The organism is Syntrophomonas wolfei subsp. methylbutyratica (assembly GCF_001570625.1).
Lineage (GTDB): Bacteria > Bacillota > Syntrophomonadia > Syntrophomonadales > Syntrophomonadaceae > Syntrophomonas > Syntrophomonas methylbutyratica.
The window spans coordinates 1-19008 of the sequence record NZ_BBQT01000024.1; the positions used below are offsets into that span (position 1 = coordinate 1).

The following is a 19008-nucleotide window of genomic DNA, read 5'->3' on the forward strand; positions in this document are numbered from 1 at the left end:
TTCAACTAACATGAAAAGCATTCCCCCTCTGGTGTTGTTTGGTTGTGCTAACTTAATTATACTATAGGCGGGTATGCTTTTTATGTTTTTATCGGACTTTTCCCGGACTTTTTCAGTGGTTTCGGACAGGTCCACTGTCCCCTTGTCCCTCAGATAAAGGGGGGAGAAGGAATTGATATCAGTTGTTTTGGCGGGTGGTCAGGGTTTGCGTCTATGGTAAAGATACACCCTATTATTACCAAGGGAAGGCTTATAAAAGATCTGATACTTCTATTGTAGAGGTAGATAGATCTGAACTGCGAAGGTTAGCTATAGAAGGAATAAATATGGATTACGAGGAGAGAAAAGCATCTTCTCAAGATTTAAGCTTTACCATATTAGAATCTGGGTTAAAAGAAAAGGCTGGTATAGAAAAAATAAACTTGGATATTTTAAAGACTTTAAATTTATTTAACAAAGATGGATATTACAACATCACGGGGAATTATTGGCGGATAGGAATGATATCGCTTTTTCAGGAATTGATGTGTTAAGAAACCCTATAATAGCCGGGGTCTTTTATAGATTAGATATTATAGAAAAGTTTGGAAGGGATAGCGAGAATAATTGAGCAATATATCCACAGCATATCAAAACCGGATTTTGATGTAAGTGAAAATAATATAAGGATAGTATTGCCGGTTACCGAAATCGGCAAATTCGTGTGAACCTATTGAAAGGTTCAATTTTTTTATGGCAATCAAAGTAAAATGCATATCATATTTGCTAAAATATGATATGCATTTGGGATTTATTTGGGATTTAATGTAGATGGGGGCTGTGATGGGCAATACTTCCGATGGCGAATGTGAGGAACTGGAACAGCAGAGAATGAAATAGGAGGGAACATATGAGACAAGTATTAATTGTCGAAGATGACCGCAATCTTAGCCGGGGCTTATGCCTTGCTTTAAGAAATCAGGAACTTCAAATTGTTCCATGTTTTGATTTAAAATCTGCCCGTGAACAACTGGCCTGCGGTATGACGGAGTTGGTCTTGCTTGACATCAATCTTCCCGACGGTAGCGGGCTGGAGCTGCTTGGTGAAATAAAAGGCGGGAGCAAATCTATTCCGGTGATTCTGTTAACTGCCAACGATACCGAGATGGATGTGGTTATGGGCTTGGAGCATGGTGCAGACGATTATATCACAAAGCCCTTTAGTTTGGAGATTCTTCGTGCCAGAGTAAAGACCCAACTGCGACGCCTCGCCGTGAATGAACAAAAGTCCGTAGTCATTGACAGCTATCGGTTTGATTTTGCGCATATGGAATTCTTTAAGGCGGATACTGCGGTGGAGTTAAGTAAAACAGAACAAAAACTTCTTCGTTTGCTGGTGGAAAACCGAGGTGTAACCATAAGTCGGGCGGTCTTAATGGACCGCATTTGGACAGATGGCGCTGATTTTGTGGACGAAAACGCGCTTTCAGTCACTGTTAAGCGTCTGCGGGACAAACTGGATGCGGCACAGTATATAAAAACAATTTACGGTTTGGGCTATATATGGGTGGTGAAACAGGATGAATGAATGTAATCTTGGCCTATTTGTCATTGCCTTGGCAGCTATTCTGCTGTGCTTGGCAGCTGTACTGCTTCAACAGCATAAAACCAGGAATATTTTAAAAACCCTTAACCGAATGTTGGATAGTGCACTGGACGGAAGCTTTACGGAACATAGTTTTAATGAAAGCCTACTATCTGCGGTGGAGAGCAGATTGAACCGATATCTGACCGCCTCCGCGGTATCGGCACGCAATTTAACAGCAGAGAAAGAAAAGATTAAGGAACTGTTAGCAGATATCTCTCATCAGACAAAAACACCGATTGCCAACATTCTGCTCTATGCACAACTCTTGGAGGAACAGGAACCACCGAAAGAAAGTATAGAATGTGTTACTGCCTTACGGGGACAAGCCGAAAAGCTAAGCTTTTTGATTGCTTCATTGGTAAAATTATCAAGACTGGAAACAGGGGTTTTTACACTTCATCCGATTTCAAACGCCATTGCCCCTATGCTGAGGGAAATGGCGGAACAGTTCGCGGCAAAAACAGCGCAAAAGGAGATTCAGTTGACCATAAATACTACTGATGCTTATGCGGTATTTGATTATAAATGGACGGTAGAAGCGCTGGGCAATCTGGTGGATAATTCCATAAAATACACGCCAGCAGACGGCAGGATACAGATTTCAGCCAAGGAATACGATCTATTTTGCCGTATTGATGTAGCCGATACCGGCATCGGGATTTCGGAACAAGAGCAGGCAAAAGTATTTTCACGCTTTTATCGCTCCCCGTCTGTCAGCGAACAGGACGGCGTAGGAATCGGTTTGTACCTGACCCGCCAAATTTTAGCGGAGCAGGGTGGATACATAAAAGTTGCGTCATCTTTGGGTGGCGGTTCTGTATTTTCGATGTTTCTGCCTCGAAAGGCTTAATTCTTACAAAACTGTTAGAATTGCTTGTCCGCCGGAAAGATTCTGGAAAGAAACGTATGATAAAGTCTGTATTGTAGCGATACATGCAAACTTTATCTGGGGAGGTATCTAATCTCTAATCATGACCATTTTACAGACCCGTAATTTAAAAAAGATATACGGTGCCGGGGAAAACGCTGTTCATGCTCTCGCTGGTGTTAACCTGCAGGTGGAAAAAGGAGAATTTGTGGCTGTCGTTGGCACATCAGGCAGCGGCAAAAGCACGCTTCTGCATATGCTGGGCGGGCTGGACCGCCCCACAAACGGTACGGTTACGGTTGACGGCAAGGACATCTTTTCGCTGAAGGATGAAGAGCTGACCATCTTTCGCCGCCGCAAGATCGGATTTGTGTTCCAGAATTATAATTTGGTTCCTGTGCTTAACGTTTATGAAAACATCGTATTGCCTATTCAGTTAGATGGTAACTCGCCGGATGCTGCTTATGTGGAAAGCATCATCGAAACGCTGGGGCTTAAGTCCAAACTGCAAAACCTGCCCAATAACCTCTCGGGCGGGCAGCAGCAGCGGGTCGCTATTGCACGTGCTTTGGCTGCAAAACCCGCGATTATTTTAGCGGATGAACCCACTGGCAATCTGGATTCCAAGACCAGCCAGGATGTGCTTGGTCTGCTTAAGATCACAAGTCAGAAATTTGTTCAAACCATTGTAATGATTACGCACAACGAAGAAATTGCCCAGCTGGCCGACCGCATTGTCCGCATCGAGGACGGTTTGATCGTTGCCCGATAAGGAGGTGTGGAGCATGAATGTAGCCAACAAAAAATATATTCGCCAACTGAGTATGAAAAGCATGAAAGCGGCGAGAACTAGAAACCTCATTGCTATTCTTGCCATTGCGTTAACTGCCCTACTGTTTACTTCCCTGTTTACGGTGCTGCTATCCATCAACCATTCCGTCCAGCAGGCCAACTTCCGACAGACAGGAGGCTGGGCGCATGGGACCTTTAAGTATTTGACTCACGAACAGTTTGATGAGATAAAAACCGATCCTCTCATCAATCAATATGGGCTGCGTCGCTTTGTGGGTACGCCGGACGGTGTGCCGTTCAACAAATCCCATGTGGAGATCGGCTACAGTGATGCAATGCAGGCGCACTGGATGTACTGCAATCCTGGGGAAGGTCGTTTGCCTGCCGAGGGCACCAATGAAGCCGCTACCGATACGCGGGTGTTGGAACTGCTGGGCATTGAACCGGTTTTGGGAAACAAGTTTACCATGACCTTTGATGTGGATGGCATAGAGATAACGGAAACCTTTGTCTTGAGCGGCTGGTGGAAATATGACGAGGCAATTGTCGCCAACCATGTTCTCATTCCCCACAGCCGTGCGCAGGCCATCTTTGATCAAGTTGGCATTGGCAGTGGCATCGGCAAGGACGGCATGACCGGTTCATGGAATATGGATGTCATGCTGGGCAGCTCACTGCACATCGAACAGGATCTCAATGAAATTCTGACAAATTACGGTTATCAAAATGAAAGCCGTTCTTTGGGAGACAACTACATTCAAATTGGCGTCAATTGGGGTTACACCGGCTCACAGCTTGCTGACAACATAGACCCCATAACCGTTATCGCAATCATAGGTCTTCTGCTGATCATTGTCTTTACAGGCTATCTGATTATCTATAATGTATTTCAGATCTCCGTTTCAAACGATATTCGCTTCTACGGCCTGCTTAAAACCATCGGCACTACGGGGCGGCAGCTGCGGCGCATCATCCGCCAGCAGGCGCTGGTGTTGTCCATAATAGGCATTCCTCTGGGACTCTTGACTGGCTATTGGATTGGCATCAAGCTGACCCCTGTGATCTTGTCTCGGCTCAACGGGGTGGTGGAGGATGCGGTGTCGGCAAGCCCGCTGATTTTTATCGGCTCGGCGCTCTTCGCTCTGTTTACAGTGATGATCTCTTGCCGGAGACCCGGCCGTATGGCGGCAAGGGTATCCCCTATAGAGGCTGTGCGTTACAGCGAGGGGACGGCGTATAACAAGACGATACGCAAAGCACAGTCAGGCGCGTCACTGCCTGGGATGGCATGGGCGAACCTGGGGCGTAACCGCAGCAAGACAGCAATAACAGTGGCTTCACTCTCGCTGGCGGTGCTGCTGCTCAATATGACAGTAACCTTTACAAACGGCTTTGATATGGATAAATATCTGGCTAATGTGGTTTCGGATTTTATTGTGGCGGATTCAAGCTACTTTCAGACAGGGAATTTCTGGGGTGGTGACCGCGCTTTGTCGGAAGAGGTTCTCTCCAGTCTGGAATCCCAATCCGGTGTTGAAGCCGGAGGTCGTGTATACGGCAAAAGCAGCCCGGTGGAGGAATTTGTCACCGAAGACTATTATCGGGCGTTATACGGTAAATGGAACGATAAAGAAGCACTGGATCGTGCGGTTACCTTTACGGAGAAAAATGAGGAAGGATTGCTGGCCGAGCGGGTACAGCTTTACGGGATGGAGCGCTATGTCCTTGACAAACTCCGGGTGCTGCAAGGCGATTTGTCCAAGCTCCACGAACCGGGAGGACGCTATGTTGCGGCTGTTTACTCCGACGACGACTACGGCAATGCCAAGATGGATTCCCACTGGGCAAAGCTTGGCGATACCGTTACCTTGCGTTATGTGGAAAAGTACGAATATTATGATCCCAAATCAGGCAAGATTCTTGACCCCGATAATATTCCCGATGACCAACCTTACCGGCACCGCGCAAAAAATTATCAGGACATTGATTATCAAGTGGCGGCACTGATCATTATACCGCATTCCCTAAGTTATCGCTATTATGGCACCGATGAGTTCATTATGAATGACCAGAGATTTATTCAAGACAGCGGTACCAGCAATATCATGTATTACGCTTGCGATGTCAGCGATGAGCGTACTGGCGACATGGAGGCTTTTCTATATGATTTGACGAATAAGCAGATGCCGCAACTGGACTATGAGAGCAAATCAACTTATGCGGCGGAATTTGACTCTTTCCGGAATATGTTCCTGATGTTGGGCGGCGTGCTGAGCTTTATCATCGGACTTGTAGGTGTGCTCAATTTTCTCAACGCGATTCTGACAGGCATTATAACCCGTCGCCGTGAGCTTGCCATGCTCCAGTCCATCGGCATGACCGGTAAGCAACTCAAAGCCATGTTGACGTGGGAGGGACTGTATTATGCGCTGGGCGCTGTGGCAGTGTCTCTTTTGCTCAGCATTGCTGCCGGTCCGTTACTATCCAATGTACTGGCCAGTATGTTTTGGTTCTTTACCTATCGCTTTACGGTTTTACCCATCCTATCCGTCGCGCCGATTTTTACAGTGCTCGGCATTGTCGTGCCGCTGACGGTGTACCGCGTTGTTTCCAAACGCTCCGTTGTTGAGCGTCTGAGGGAAACGGAATAGCCGGCTGGAGTGATATCGGCAGTTGGGATGCTCTGGCGGCGGTACTGGAATAGGATGATGATGGCAATGCTATGAACCAGAGGAGGGGGGTCTTCTGTGCTCCGAAGCACAAAAGACCCCCCTCCTCTGGTTCTGCGTTCTTACAGGTATTCCTGCTTGGCCGGCTGCCCGCTGCTCGGGAAGGAAGGCATGGTGGGAGTCGCTGGCCAGTATTTTTCATGAGGTAGAAGGATAATGGCCTCTCGCAGTTCACCAATGGCAGCGGTAAGTTCGCCCAGTTTGTTTTCCACGCGGATCAGCAGGTAGACGGATACGGCTATAGGGAAACCGACGTTACCGACAACTTCCAAAAACTCACTCATGGTGATTCCTCCTTTCATAGGGTTTGTTTGGGGAGAGGCTTCCTCCCCCTGCTTAGCTTGCTTGGGATAAATGAGGCGGGTGGGACTGGCCCACCCGCCCGGGAGAATCATTTTTATCTAGGCCAGGCTCAGGTCTGAGCTATCGGTAGTAAGCAGCCGGGCATCTATCTTGCCGGTCAGGTTGCCGCTGGTACTGGTAAAGATGTTCTTGGCGATGATATCCTCCATCGCTGCGGCGACTTCAGCTCCGGTTATGGGGTCTTTCGCATCATAGACTCTGATGCGCTGGGTTTTTCCCAGTTGGGTGTTGAAGGCCATTTCCAGGATTCTCTGCGCTGCCATCCTCATCTCCTCCTTTCCTTTTTACTTTTGCTTCACTGGATAAGCTGCTTCACTATCCAGTTTTAATCGGCTTGTTCACTTGAAGAATGGTCAGGCTTAAACCTCTTCCAGCTCTACAATGTCCCTGCGCTGAATAGCGTTGTTGGTCTTGCTCTGCAGTCCAACCAGGGTCTGGGCTACTGCGTAAACATCTTCATTAGTGGCGCTGGTTTTTACATTCTTGAATATCCGGTTCTTGCTGAGGGGTTGTCCGGAGGCACCGGTGCCGGCATCCATCACCAGCACCAGGTCACTGGATAATGAAGTAGTCGTTACTGCCATTTTTCTTCACCTCCTTCTTCTTGGGATTGAAAGCTGCTTTCAATAGCAGTTTAAGTGAAGGTGAGGTGTAAATAGAAAATAGCTAAAATCAAAAAGCGGCTTCTATTTACATCGAAAAATCTACTTCTAACCCGGTAAAGATAACGAATATAATTTTTCAGGCAGAAAAGTGGCTGAATTTGCAAAAATCCTTAGAAAAGAATTAGGGTTTGCGTTTATTTCCTTAATTGTGTTTATTCCTTGTTATTGCAATTTTTTTATGCTATAAAGTAAAATAAGGATTTTATTAATGTAGTTTCCAGTCAGGAGGAATAAGGATGAATGTAAGAAAAGTCTCTCTAATACCAGAATTGATGGTTTTTATGGTAATCAGCTTTTTTTCTGTTTTCCTGCTTACTGCTCCAGTATCTGCAGCCGATATTATGGGAAACGGCAGTGAAGATAAGGTTTACAGCGATCTGAGCAACAGCAATCCTAACTTCAATTACATAAAATACCTCAGCCAACGGGGGATAATCGCTGGTTTTCCCGATGGCAGTTTTCAGCCGGAAGAAAGCTTGAACCGGGCTCAGGCTGCTGTAATACTGGTAAAGGCTATGGGGCTTGAGATCAGTCCCGCCAGCGAAATGAGCTTCAAGGATGTGGGAAAGGATCACTGGGCGGCTACCTATATCGACAGTTGTGTTAAGGCTGGTTATATAAAGGGCTACCCCGATGGCAGTTTTCAGCCGGAAGAAAAGCTCAGCCGCGCTCAGGGTATAAGCCTGGTATTAAGGCTGAGCAAGCAGGATATGAACCGGGCTTCCTTGCCGCAAATTGAAGATGTCAACCATGAGCATTGGGCTGCACGGCATATAGCCACCGGACTGGCGGCTGAGATGGTGGGATTGGATAGCAGTGGCAAAAAGTTTCTGCCGGATAGTCCTTTCAGCCGGCAGGAAATGTGTCGTGCTTTGGGAATGCTCTTGACTCAGGACCCCGACCACTATGCTTGCGAGTTAAAGGGAAAGCTCGTAGTGGAAAGCGGAGAGATTATTCTGAAAAGAGCCGGGCAGAGCCGTAAAATAGAGAAGAACGAGATAATTGTAAAGGGAGATATTATTGAAAGTGGATCCGGCGGCAGTGCTGTTATTAATTATCCTGATGGCAGCAGTATATTAATGAAAGAGAATAGTGTTATCAGCATAATTGACAGCCGGGGGCGAAGCTACATTATGAAAGATGGCAGCCCCAGTGTGGCGGTGGATTGGCTTAATTATAAGATAGATAAAGGTTTAGTATTTACTGCTCTGGCCACAATAGCTGCCGAGCCCGGTCAGGAAAAGGCAGAGGAAAATAAAACTACCGGTTTAACTACCCTTTTGGCAGCTGGCGATAGCAGCCGCTATATAGCTGCAGCAGAGCAAAGTATTCCTCCGTGGTATAAAACGGCCCAACAGAAAAAAGTAAAGGTCAAAGTAGATATGCCCTATGGTGTAGCGGCAGTAAGAGGAACTATTATAATGATAAGCATTGGCAGTGATGGCCGGTGCAATGTGAGTTGCCTAAGCGGAAATGCCGAACTTAGCGGCGGAGGCGGTACCGTAAACCTTACTGGAGGGCAGAGCAGCGGATTTAATCAGTCGGGAGCTCCTCCTCAACCTCCGGGACCTATGACACTGCAGCAACAACAACTATTCCAGAATGTACAACAGTGGATACAGCAAAGCAATTCCGGCGGTAGTGGAAGTAGTGGCGGCGTTCCCGGCCCTGGTCCGAACGTTCCCGGCCCTGGTCCGGGCGGCTCCGGCGGTGGAGGTGGCGGCGGCGGCTCCGGCGGCGGTTCGGGGGGAAATCCACCCTCGATCCAGAGCATAGCCAATATTAGTGCTAATGTAATAAAAGGACAGAGCTATCAGCCACCGGCCACTGTGACCGCTGTCATGACTAACGGCACTAGCCAACAGGTGGCGATTAGCTGGGACAACAATAGCCCTGATACCAGCAATACTGGAGTGATAATCCTAAATGGAACTGTAGCCGGTTATGCTGCTACGGTAACATTGACTCTAACCGTAGAGTCTTCTTCTCCTATAGCCAGGATAGATAATCTGAATGCTACTGTGGAAGAAGAACAGCCCTTTGAACTGCCGGCAAGTGTTACGGCTATATTAGAAGATGGTAATAGCCGGCAGGTGGAGATAAACTGGGATATCGATAATATTGACACCGGCCAACCGGGAATAGTAATAATAAATGGTACAGTAGCAGGCTATAGCGGAACAGTAAAACTGACAATTAACGTAAAGCCGCGTGTAAGCATAAAGAAGATAGATGATATAAAAGTTGAGATAAAAGTTGGTGACAGCTTCACCCTGCCCGCGCAGGTTGAGGCTTTGATGAGTGACGACAGCACGCAGGAAGTGGCAATAAGTTGGACCCCATCCAGCGTAGACAGCAGCAAAGCGGGGAATTACGAATTCGAAGGTACGGTAGAAGGCTACAGCAAAACCGTAAAACTGAAGCTAAAGATAGAACCGGGTGTAAGCATAAAGAAAATAGATGATATAAAAGTTGATATAAAAGTTGGTGACAGCTTCACCCTGCCCACGCAGGTAGAGGCTTTGATGAGTGACGACAGCACGCAGGAAGTGGATATAAGTTGGACCCCATCCGGCGTAGACAGCAGCAAAGCGGGGAATTACGAATTCGAAGGCACGGTAGAAGGCTACAGCAAAACAGTAAAACTGAAGCTAAAGATAGAGCCGCGTGTAAGCATAAAGAAAATAGATGATATAAAAGTTCAAATAAAAGTTGGTGACAGCTTCACCCTGCCCGCGCAGGTAGAGGCTTTGATGAGTGACGACAGCACGAAGGAAGTGGATATAAGTTGGACTCCGTCCACAGTTAATACTGATGTGGCAGGGATCTTTAGCTTTAGCGGCCAGGTAGAGGGATATACTTCCGAAGTAAGCCTGCTTCTTATAGTAAAAGCAATACCTCCGCCGCCACCACCACCGCTAAGCATAAAGAAGATAAATAATATAGAAGTCGAAATAAATGTTGGTGAAAGCTTCACCCTGCCCACGCAGGTAGCGGCTTTGATGAGTGATGATAGCACGAAGCAAGTGGCAATAAGTTGGACCCCATCCACAGTCAATACTGATGTGGCAGGGAACTTTAGCTTTAGCGGCCAGGTACAGGGATATGCTTCTGCGGTATGCTTGCTTCTTACAGTAAAAGCTATATCGCTGCCCCAACTTGATCCACCAATTGCAAATCCGCCTGCTGGCACCTATTCCACAGCCCAGAGCGTTAGCCTGTCTAGTGAGACCAGCGGTGCCATCATCTTCTGTACCATTGATGGTAGTGATCCGAGAACCAGTGGGACCCGGATGATATTTAACGGAGCAATTACGATTTCTACTAACACTACAATAATGGCTTATGCGGAGAAAGAGGGTATGGCAGATAGTGATGTTGTAAGCTTTAGCTATACGATAGAAGCTCCATCGGTCGGTGCTTATGTGTATAGTGTAAGCCCCACTATTTTGTATGAAGGCCCGAATAGCCCGGGTATTCTTGACCCTGATACTGCATTTATTAATATAGAAATAGCCAACGGCACTTTTATAGATGACATAAGCGTAAGTGATATTGTATACGAAAACATGCCGTTTGGTCTTTTTGTTTCCGGTATAGAGCATAGTGATAATTGCTTGTATATCTATATTGACGGCCAGGCCACCAACCATGGCGCCAATGACAGCATTGACAATCTATACTTCACCATAGGCAAGGATGCGGTGACCGGTGCAACTGCAGATTTAACAACCGGGCCTATCAGCATTACTTTTTACGATTAACCAGCAACGCCATGATGAGACAGGGGGAACTTTTCGTTTATCTTGTGCATCAGCCACTAGCAACTGTACCTTGTGGCTGCGGTTCCTGAGCTTGGGATGGGGTAAATTAAATCGTGGAAAAATTAACATGACAGGGGATGCTCTCCCCTGTCATGTCTTTATAGGGTTAGAGGATGGTGACTTTGACGGTTCTTATTCCCCATTTCAGGGCTTCCTGGTGGGTATCGAAGAAGAGATCGAGCCGGTTGCCTTTGATGGCGTTGCCCTGGTCAGCCGCAATACCGCTGCCATAGCCTTCGACATAGAGCCGGGTGCCCATGGGTATGACATGGGGGTCCACTGCTATGATGCCGCGGGCCAGCGGGTAGCCTAAGTAAGAGGGTTGTCCGCCATATGGATAATTGCATTTGGCGCAGGGACAATAGCCGGTTGTTACCATGCTAAGGGTTCTTTCTCCTCCTCGGGAGACCTGGGTATAGCTCGGGGTTGCTGTGGATAGTCCCAGGGCTTGTCTGGATTGAGGACCTACGATTCCATCAACCTGGAGCTTTTTGCTTTTTTGAAAGTTAATAACTGCATTATAGGTTTTAGCACCGAAGATTCCGTCTGCTGCTCCACACCAGAAGCCCTGATTATTCAGAGTTTTCTGTAATTCAACTACTGCATTTCCTCTGGAACCCCACTGCAGATTGGGTTCAGCCGCCATTGCATCATTGCTGTACAATAGCAAGACTCCCGACAAAATGACTGACATAATCAATACTCGCTTTACTAAGTGCATAATTCCTCCTTTCACTATTGGCGGCCTTTCTTAACTATTTAAGAAAAAATCTCCCCGCCGTATAAGCAGATTTTAGTTTATAGCGTTAGAACACTTCAAACGGCAGGAGAAAGCTGTGATTAGGACATGACAGAATCTTTGGAAAGTGGGACAAGGTATTGTAAATTATCCGGCAGAATAGTGAGATAAACAGGGTGATGGTATATTGCGGCAAAGAATGCCGTCTATTAGCAGTGATGTAAAAACTCATCTTTATTGGGGAAAGGTCGCCGGAAAAGAGGAATTTGGCGAGACTGCGCCCGCTGGCAGCGAGCCTGGAGAAAATTATGGAAGGGCGGCTAAATGGTTATAATTAGTCTATAAATGGGTTCAGGTATTTTCTGGGCAGGCAAGGGGACGGTTCTCTTGCCTGTTTGTCTCAGCTGTCACAAGGAATAAACAAAGGGACGATTCTTCTGGCTGCTTGTCTCGCCAGCCACAAGAACCGTCCCCTTGGTTATAAAAGTGAAATTCTCTCAGGTAAACTTAGATGGCGCGTTCGACTTTGCCGGAACGCAGGCAACGGGTGCAGACATATATTTTTTTGGGTGTTCCGTCAACTATTGCTTTGACTGGCTGAATATTGGGTTTCCATTGACGGTTGGTTCTTATATGGGAGTGGCTGTACTTTTTTCCAAAGCCCACGCCTTTCCCGCAAATATCACATTTGGCCATTATTTTGCCCCCTCTCTTAAACCGTGCACCTAAACATTGTACCAAAAGAGCTAGTAAAGGGCAAGAAGAAGGAATAATAATTGGCTTGTAGAATTAAGATTATACTGGTAACTTGGCAAAAGAATCCGTGTTAGGAGGGACATAAATGATTAAAATCAAGACTAGTGAATTAGGTGATATTGATATGGAAAAGGAAGTTATTGAAACTATTGCCGGCCTGGCAACGGTGGATTGTTATGGATTGGTGGGCATGGTTCCCATTGACTGGCAGAGTGGAATTACCAGTATTCTAGGGCTGGAATCGATCCGCAAAGGGGTGCTGGTTCGCTCCAGTGAAGACGGTTTGATTATCGATGTTTATGTTATTGTGGGCTATGGTATCAAGATCAGTGAAGTAGCCAGTAATGTTATTCAGAAAGTAGCCTATGTTGTCCAGAATAATACTGGTTTGAAAGTAGCAGCGGTCAATGTTAATGTAAAAGGGATAAAAGTCGTGACGGGGAAATAGGGGAGGATATTAGATTTGAGTTTGCTAAAGATTGATGGCAACGACCTGATAAGGGCGGTTAAATCAGGTTGTATAAAGCTGGAGCATGAGCGAGACCGGGTAGATGCTTTGAATGTGTTTCCGGTACCGGATGGAGATACGGGTACCAATATGTATTTAACCCTTTTGTCAGCGGTAAAAGAAGGCGAAAAGGCCAGGGGGCAGTCTTTGGCCACCGTGGCCAAAGCTATTTCCACCGGTTCCTTGATGGGCGCACGGGGCAATTCCGGGGTAATTTTGTCCCAGGTTTTTCGTGGATTTGCCAGGTTGATGGAGGGCAAAGAACAAGCTGCGGCAACGGATCTGGCTCAGGCCTTAAAAGCGGGTGCCAATACGGCTTATGAGGCGGTAATGAAACCGGTGGAAGGAACTATTCTGACCGTAATCCGGGAGCTGGCCCGGGCTGCTGAAGCCGAAGCGAAAAAGGATTCAGATATAGTAAGGACTCTGCTGCTAGCTATCAAGGCAGGTCACCAGACCTTGCAGAAAACACCGATGATGCTGCCTATCCTGAAGGAAGCCGGGGTGGTAGATGCAGGCGGGCAGGGGTTGATGATTTTCTTCGAAGGGGTTCTGGAGGGATTGGTTCAGAACCAGGATATCATTCTGGAAAGTTACGACAAACAGGTGGAGTTGGGATGGCAGGATAAACGGGTTGAAGAAGTTTTAAGCCTGGATTTTCAATACTGTACCGAAACCCTGATAAAGGGAAAGGAGCTCGAACCCGCGGAGATAAAAGAGCATTTGGCTCCCCTGGGTGATTCTATGCTGGTGGTGGGCGGTGATGAGCTGGTTAAAGTTCACATTCATTCCAATCATCCCGGGAAAGTGCTGGAGTCCTGCTTGCAATGGGGAAGCTTGTCCGATATAAAGATTAACAATATGTTGGAAGAAGTACATGAGCATCGGGATAACTGGACCCGGTTCAATGAGGAACTGGCGGCAGCCAGCAAGAACTTGAAGAATATAGGCCTGGTAGCTGTGGGAGCGGGATCAGGGGTAGTGCAAATACTGCAGAACCTGGGCGTAGATGTGGTGGTCGAAGGTGGGCAAACCATGAATCCGAGTATTGAGGATCTATTAAATGCTTGTAAAGAGGTACCGGCACCCAATGTGATTGTTTTACCTAATAACAGCAACATTATAATGGCCGCAGAACAAGCCAAACAGCTCAGCGATAAGCCGGTGGCAGTGGTTCCCAGCAGATCGGTAATGCAGGCTATTACAGCTCTGATTGCTTTTAATCCTGAATTGGCTCTGGAGGATGTGGCCCAGGCTATGATAGAAGAGATGAAACAGGTTAAATATGGCGAGGTTACCTATGCGGTTAGGGATTCCCAACTGAATGGCCTGGAAATAAAAAGCGGGGATACTATTGGCCTCATAGAAGATGAAATAAGCGTTACGGCTGATAATGCCGGCGAGGCGGTATTGAAGCTCTTGGAGAGAATGGTTGATGAGGATAGTGAGTTGATTACCTTCTTCTATGGGGAAGATGTTAGCGAAGAAGAGGCTAATGGTTTAAAAGAGCAAATAATCAAGAATTATCCGGATTGTGAAGTGGATCTTCATTATGGCGGGCAGCCTCACTACCGCTACTTGTTGTCGGTGGAATAAAGTTTAAATGCTTGCTAGGCTATATAATGCATAAGTAAAAATATGGTAAAATATTATTATCTTTTTTTAAGCATCATAATACTACTAACTTTGCGGTTAGTAGTTTTTTTATCGCCAATTTTTGTTATAAAAACTGATTCTTTTCTTATTAATCAAGGAGGCAAAAAGAGTGGAGAGCAAAAAGGATACTAAAGAGGCTATGGAACGAATCAAATTTGAAGTTAGCCAGGAAATGGGCTTGTCCAAACCTGTAGAAAAAAAGCAGAAAAATATTAAGAAGTAAAGAAAATACTTCTAGCATATTAGTTTCGTCCGGGGAAAAAATAAAACTACACCAGGCAAAGGAGGTGAAACGAAATGGCTAGAAACAACCAGCTTTTAGTTCCCCAGGCCAGAGCCGCTATGGATACTTTCAAAATGGAAGCTGCTGGAGAAGTTGGTGTTAGCTTGAAGCAGGGTTACAATGGAGACCTGACATCCAAGCAGGCAGGAAGCATCGGCGGACAGATGGTTAAGAAAATGATTTATGATTATCAGCAGAGGGCATCTGGCAAGGTTTAAGGCCGAAATAACCCTAAACCTGCCAAATACCAATAGTAACGAACTAAGGTAAACTAAATAATTATACTATTGTTAACAAGCGGATTAATATATATCCGCTTGTTTTCATGGAATAAGCGTGAGGGACTTATTCCATTTTAAGTAGCATAGAGCAGCAGTTGTTCTTCCGATATACCCGGAAAGAGGGAGCGGGCTACCCCCATGGAAATAATGCGGGTGGTGTTTTCGATAATCTCATCTATTTCTTTTGGGGTTACTCCCAGGCTTCCTCCAAAGGGGCTGAGTATTTCTTTAATCGCATCGAGTGAGGTAGTTTCATTAAACGGGGCACCGATATTGTAACAGAAATTCTTTACCGCTTCATTGGCGATTATGGCGGCATTAACTATAGTGGGACAACCGATGGCTATAACCGGTACCCCCAGCTCTTGCTCGGTAATGGCATGACGCGCATTGCCCACCCCGGAACCAGGTTGAATACCGGTATTGCACATTTGAATACTGGTGCCGATACGTTTGACATCCTGCGCTGCCAGGGCATCGACCGCTACCAGCAGGGCCGGTTGAACTTTTTCCACTATCCCTTTTATAACATCGAAAGTTTCCAGGCCGGTAATGCCCAGGACTCCCGGGGATATGCCGCAAGTAGGCCGCATTCCTTCGACCAGAGCGTCCGGGGCATAATTATGATAATGGCGGGTAATGGGGCTGTATTCGATAAATCTTGGACCGAGGGCATCGGCGGTGGCTCTCCAATTGCCCAATCCCACCAGCAGGACCGTGTCCTGGGGTTTTAACTTTTCTCCTATTAGAGTGTGCATGCTTTCTTCCATGGCTTCTACTATCTCATCGCGAACATAAGGGTCATTTATCTTTAAAGGAGGAGATTCTATAGTTACATAACTGCCGATAGGCCGTCCCAATTTTTCGGCTCCATTTTGATCGAGAACAGTTATAGTGGTTATTTTGATGTTTTTTAATTGTTTAATATCTTCCTTTACCCCAGGTATTTCTTGATCGCCGGCACCTCTTACCAGATCACGGGCTTCTATTGCCATGTCTATATAGATATTAAATTCCCGGTTTATCATATTGGCTACCTCCTATGGGTTTATTATCCGTTTTTTAAGGAATAAATATTCATAAAAATTCCTGGTTTTCAAGTAAAAATGGCGACTGTTCAGTCGCCATTTTTGGGGAGAGGAGAATTTTGTAAAGTTGTTGGGGAGGGTTTGTTACCAGACTTTTATCTGGTAATTATATAATTACCCGTTATTTGATTATATATACAAAATTACAAAAAAAATTTCAACTAAAGAGTAGATTAGGAGCGGTTCTTTCAGGCTCCCCAAAATAGCACAGAGATGAATCGTCTCCTTATGCTTCTATTTTATGATAAAATAAACTGTGGTAAAAAAGGGCAAACAAGGTTTAAGAGCGAATAATAAAACAGAGGGAGTAACAATGAGGGTAATTGGAGGAATGGCCCGGGGAAGGCCTTTAAAGGCTCCTCCCGGAATGAATACCAGACCGGTTACAGACAGGATAAAGGAAAGCCTTTTTAACATAATTGCTTTGGGTATAGAAGGTGCTACGCTGCTGGACCTGTTTGCCGGAAGTGGCAGTGTGGGTATTGAAGCCTTGAGCCGGAAGGCGAAGTGGGTTTGTTTTGTCGATAATAACCGGGAGGCAGTCAAGACCATAAAGGCTAATCTGGACCGTTGTGGTTTTTCCGGAGATTACCAAGTATTGCGCAACGATGTCTTCAAGGCTGTGGAGGCGCTGCGCAGGAGGGGTTTGCGTTTTGATTATATTTATGTAGATCCTCCCTTTACCCAGGAGAAGATTTTTGATCTGATAATGGATGCCTTGGATAAGGCAGAGCTTTTGAATGAAAAAGGTATAGTGATAATTCGGGCACCGCGGAAAAAAAGCCTGCCCGAAAGCTTGGACGGATTGGAGCGATACCGCTTAAATCATTACGGAGAGTCGAGTTTACACTACTATCGCCTGGATAAGGAGGAACAGGGGCATGATGGAGATATTCAGGATACTGGACGAAATGGAACAAATGGTAAAGAACAGTAAAAAGGTTCCCTTAATGAACGATAAGGTCTTAATAGAAAGCCCTCGCTTTCTGGATCGGCTGGACAGAATACGGGCTATTTTGCCGGAGGATCTGGAGACAGCCAGGCTCCTATTGTCAGAAAAGGAGCGGATAGTTAAGGATGCCTGTGCCGAGGCGGAAACCGTTATGGAACAATCCCGGGATCGGGTGGCTCGTATGGTTGATGATAACGAGATTACCCGCAATGCCATGAAAGTGGCGGAAGATATAATAGCCAAAGCTGAGCAGGTAGCCCAGGATATTCGCCGGGATGCGGATGACTATGCAGACGGTCTGCTCTCTCATATGGAAATAGTTTTGCAAAAGGGTCTGGATGCTGTGCAGCAGGGTAAGGAAGCTCTGAGACAGGAATAAGGCCAAGGGGACATATAAGAGTATATATTCCTTTTTCAAGGTCTTCTGAGATAAAGGCTGCTTGCAAGCATAAATGCCAGTAGCAGAAAACATACCCAAAGACAGGCAATGGAGATGCCCCAGGCATCAAAGGAGTATAAGGCTTTGTTGTAGGGAAGGGAAAAGGATAGGACACTCTGCTGCCCGGTTGCCAGGAGCTTGTAGGCGATAGCTGTTATAAGAATTGATAAAGACATTTGCAGAAGGCGGGAGTATAGATAAAACGAGAGTTTTACCGGGGTGCCCACCACAATGCTCATCACCTGGGCGATAATGGAGAGGCCGCTCCAAGCCAGTGTGCTGCTGACCGCCAGCAGTTGGGGCAGGATATTGGCAGGGGAGGTGGCAGTTATGGCCCTGGCACCGATGGTAATTTCAAATAAGCCCATTAACCAGCCATAGATAAGCTCATAAGAAAGATTAAAAATAGATAATATCTTTAATAGAAAAAGGGCCAGGAGATCAATTATACCCCAGAAGGAGAACATCTGCGTTATTACGGAAAACAGAATAATAAAGCCAGCAATAGCCAGAATGTTGTTCAGGCTATTTTTTATGGCATCACTCAGGAGTTTTCCCGGGCCGCAGTAATTTTCTCTCGCTTCCGCCAGGGCCTGGGATAACTCCTGGCTAAGGGGGAGGCGAGATATATTCCGTAAGGGTTTCTTCGTTCTTTGCCCCCAGAACATACCGACTATGAGGTTGGATAAGTAATGAGACAGGGCCAGGATATATCCCAGGAAGGGAGAACCAAACATTCCTACTCCCACCGCTCCAATGATAAAAAGGGGACTGCAGTTGTTGGTGAAAGAAACCAGACGCGACATTTCTTCACCGCTAATCATCTTTTCATCATAGAGTTTTTTGCTTAGTATTGCACCTACCGGAAAACCGGAGGTAAATCCCATGACCACTACCAATGAACTGCAACCGGGCAGATTGAAAAGCGGGCGCATAACCGGTTCCAACAATATCCCCAAAATCCTTGGAACGCCCAGGTTAACCAGTAGTTCAGCCAAAATAAAGAAGGGGAGAAGGGCGGGTACAATTATGGAAAACCACAATTTGAACCCTGAGGAAGCAGCATTTACTGTTTCCTGAGGGTTGAGCAGCATGAAAACTGCCAGAAATAGTATTATAATAAGAAAAAAAAGCCGGGAATAACTGCCCATGCCATACCTCCAAGTATAAGATAGTGAGGGGTTAGGAGTTAGGAGTTATGTTATAGCAGGTAGATAATGCAAATGTAAAAACCCCTTTTGTTGCATAAGGGTTGCATAAATATACAAAGCGAGCGTTGGCGAAGCATGAATGCAGCACCCTCCGGGTACGCCTGGTGTTCCACCCTGCGGGTGTCACTATTAAGGTTGCCTCCATGGACGGGAGATTAGCGCGGTACCCCTTGAGCCGCGAGACAAGCCGCAGGTGTTACCCATGCGAAGCGCCCTGTCGGGCACAA

General features: G+C 46.3%; 19 protein-coding genes. 12 read left to right on the top strand and 7 right to left on the bottom strand.

All coding sequences use genetic code 11. From position 1 onward, the window contains the following. The first annotated feature begins 326 nt into the window (after window positions 1–326). From AWB54_RS15775 to AWB54_RS13520, 5 genes are all read left to right on the top strand, one after another. Entirely contained in the window at window positions 327–533 is a 207-nt protein-coding gene (locus AWB54_RS15775) for a hypothetical protein (RefSeq protein ID WP_153014743.1), read from the top strand. Window positions 534–889: 356 nt separating this feature from the next. Beyond that, window positions 890–1567 (top strand): response regulator transcription factor, encoded by a 678-nt coding sequence (locus AWB54_RS13505; protein ID WP_061215129.1) that lies wholly within the window; start codon window positions 890–892, stop codon window positions 1565–1567. Further along, window positions 1560–2477 (top strand): sensor histidine kinase, encoded by a 918-nt coding sequence (locus AWB54_RS13510; protein ID WP_061215130.1) that lies wholly within the window; start codon window positions 1560–1562, stop codon window positions 2475–2477. The genes AWB54_RS13505 and AWB54_RS13510 overlap by 8 nt, the downstream gene beginning before the upstream one ends. A 121-nt stretch (window positions 2478–2598) precedes the next feature. Further along, a complete protein-coding gene (locus AWB54_RS13515) occupies window positions 2599–3267 on the top strand; it encodes an ABC transporter ATP-binding protein (protein ID WP_061215131.1) in 669 nt (222 codons plus the stop codon). Between the two features lie 13 nt (window positions 3268–3280). Continuing rightward, window positions 3281–5938, top strand: a complete 2658-nt coding sequence (locus AWB54_RS13520; RefSeq protein WP_061215132.1) for an ABC transporter permease — start codon at window positions 3281–3283, stop codon at window positions 5936–5938. Window positions 5939–6078: 140 nt separating this feature from the next. Here AWB54_RS13520 and AWB54_RS16745 read toward each other — a convergent pair whose 3' ends face one another. The 3 genes from AWB54_RS16745 to AWB54_RS13535 form a co-directional block, all read right to left on the bottom strand. After that, window positions 6079–6300 (bottom strand): YvrJ family protein, encoded by a 222-nt coding sequence (locus tag AWB54_RS16745; protein WP_061215133.1) that lies wholly within the window; start codon window positions 6298–6300, stop codon window positions 6079–6081. A 117-nt stretch (window positions 6301–6417) separates the two neighbouring features. Further along, window positions 6418–6642, bottom strand: a complete 225-nt coding sequence (locus AWB54_RS13530; protein ID WP_061215134.1) for a DUF2922 domain-containing protein — start codon at window positions 6640–6642, stop codon at window positions 6418–6420. Window positions 6643–6738: 96 nt separating this feature from the next. Beyond that, complete coding sequence (locus AWB54_RS13535) at window positions 6739–6963, bottom strand: DUF1659 domain-containing protein (RefSeq protein ID WP_061215135.1); 225 nt, start codon at window positions 6961–6963, stop codon at window positions 6739–6741. A 317-nt stretch (window positions 6964–7280) separates the two neighbouring features. Here AWB54_RS13535 and AWB54_RS13540 point away from each other — a divergent pair, with 317 nt between their 5' ends. Continuing rightward, window positions 7281–10808, top strand: coding sequence for an Ig-like domain-containing protein (locus AWB54_RS13540; RefSeq protein ID WP_061215136.1), 3528 nt, complete (start codon window positions 7281–7283; stop codon window positions 10806–10808). Window positions 10809–10974: 166 nt separating this feature from the next. Here the strand turns inward: AWB54_RS13540 and AWB54_RS16605 are convergent, their stop codons facing one another. Then, window positions 10975–11589, bottom strand: a complete 615-nt coding sequence (locus AWB54_RS16605; RefSeq protein WP_061215137.1) for a 3D domain-containing protein — start codon at window positions 11587–11589, stop codon at window positions 10975–10977. Between the two features lie 525 nt (window positions 11590–12114). Then, the gene (rpmB, locus tag AWB54_RS13550; RefSeq protein ID WP_011640184.1) at window positions 12115–12303 is read right to left on the bottom strand and encodes a 50S ribosomal protein L28; all 189 of its coding nucleotides are present in this window, start codon (window positions 12301–12303) and stop codon (window positions 12115–12117) included. Window positions 12304–12448: 145 nt separating this feature from the next. Here rpmB and AWB54_RS13555 point away from each other — a divergent pair, with 145 nt between their 5' ends. The 4 genes from AWB54_RS13555 (at window position 12449) to AWB54_RS13565 (ending at window position 15028) form a co-directional block, all read left to right on the top strand. Then, a complete protein-coding gene (locus tag AWB54_RS13555; protein ID WP_061215138.1) occupies window positions 12449–12811 on the top strand; it encodes an Asp23/Gls24 family envelope stress response protein in 363 nt (120 codons plus the stop codon). Between the two features lie 15 nt (window positions 12812–12826). After that, window positions 12827–14467 (top strand): DAK2 domain-containing protein, encoded by a 1641-nt coding sequence (locus AWB54_RS13560; protein WP_061215139.1) that lies wholly within the window; start codon window positions 12827–12829, stop codon window positions 14465–14467. A 169-nt stretch (window positions 14468–14636) separates the two neighbouring features. After that, window positions 14637–14750: a small, acid-soluble spore protein, alpha/beta type gene (locus tag AWB54_RS15780; protein WP_153014744.1), complete on the top strand. Its 114-nt coding sequence runs from the start codon at window positions 14637–14639 to the stop codon at window positions 14748–14750. Between the two features lie 74 nt (window positions 14751–14824). After that, a complete protein-coding gene (locus AWB54_RS13565; protein ID WP_061215140.1) occupies window positions 14825–15028 on the top strand; it encodes an alpha/beta-type small acid-soluble spore protein in 204 nt (67 codons plus the stop codon). A 137-nt stretch (window positions 15029–15165) separates the two neighbouring features. Here the strand turns inward: AWB54_RS13565 and gpr are convergent, their stop codons facing one another. Continuing rightward, on the bottom strand, window positions 15166–16119 hold the full coding sequence (gene gpr, locus AWB54_RS13570) for a GPR endopeptidase (protein WP_061215141.1): 954 nt from the start codon (window positions 16117–16119) through the stop codon (window positions 15166–15168). A 373-nt stretch (window positions 16120–16492) separates the two neighbouring features. Between gpr and rsmD the strand changes: the two genes are divergently transcribed. Together rsmD and AWB54_RS13580 are read left to right on the top strand one after the other, a co-directional pair. Beyond that, window positions 16493–17116 carry a 16S rRNA (guanine(966)-N(2))-methyltransferase RsmD gene (gene rsmD, locus AWB54_RS13575; RefSeq protein ID WP_061215142.1) on the top strand — a complete coding sequence of 208 codons (624 nt, stop codon included), beginning with the start codon at window positions 16493–16495 and terminating at the stop codon, window positions 17114–17116. Continuing rightward, complete coding sequence (locus AWB54_RS13580) at window positions 17061–17510, top strand: hypothetical protein (protein ID WP_061215143.1); 450 nt, start codon at window positions 17061–17063, stop codon at window positions 17508–17510. The genes rsmD and AWB54_RS13580 overlap by 56 nt, the downstream gene beginning before the upstream one ends. Before the next feature lie 35 nt (window positions 17511–17545). Here AWB54_RS13580 and AWB54_RS13585 read toward each other — a convergent pair whose 3' ends face one another. After that, entirely contained in the window at window positions 17546–18721 is a 1176-nt protein-coding gene (locus tag AWB54_RS13585) for a nucleoside recognition domain-containing protein (RefSeq protein ID WP_061215144.1), read from the bottom strand. Between the last annotated feature and the right edge of the window lie 287 nt (window positions 18722–19008).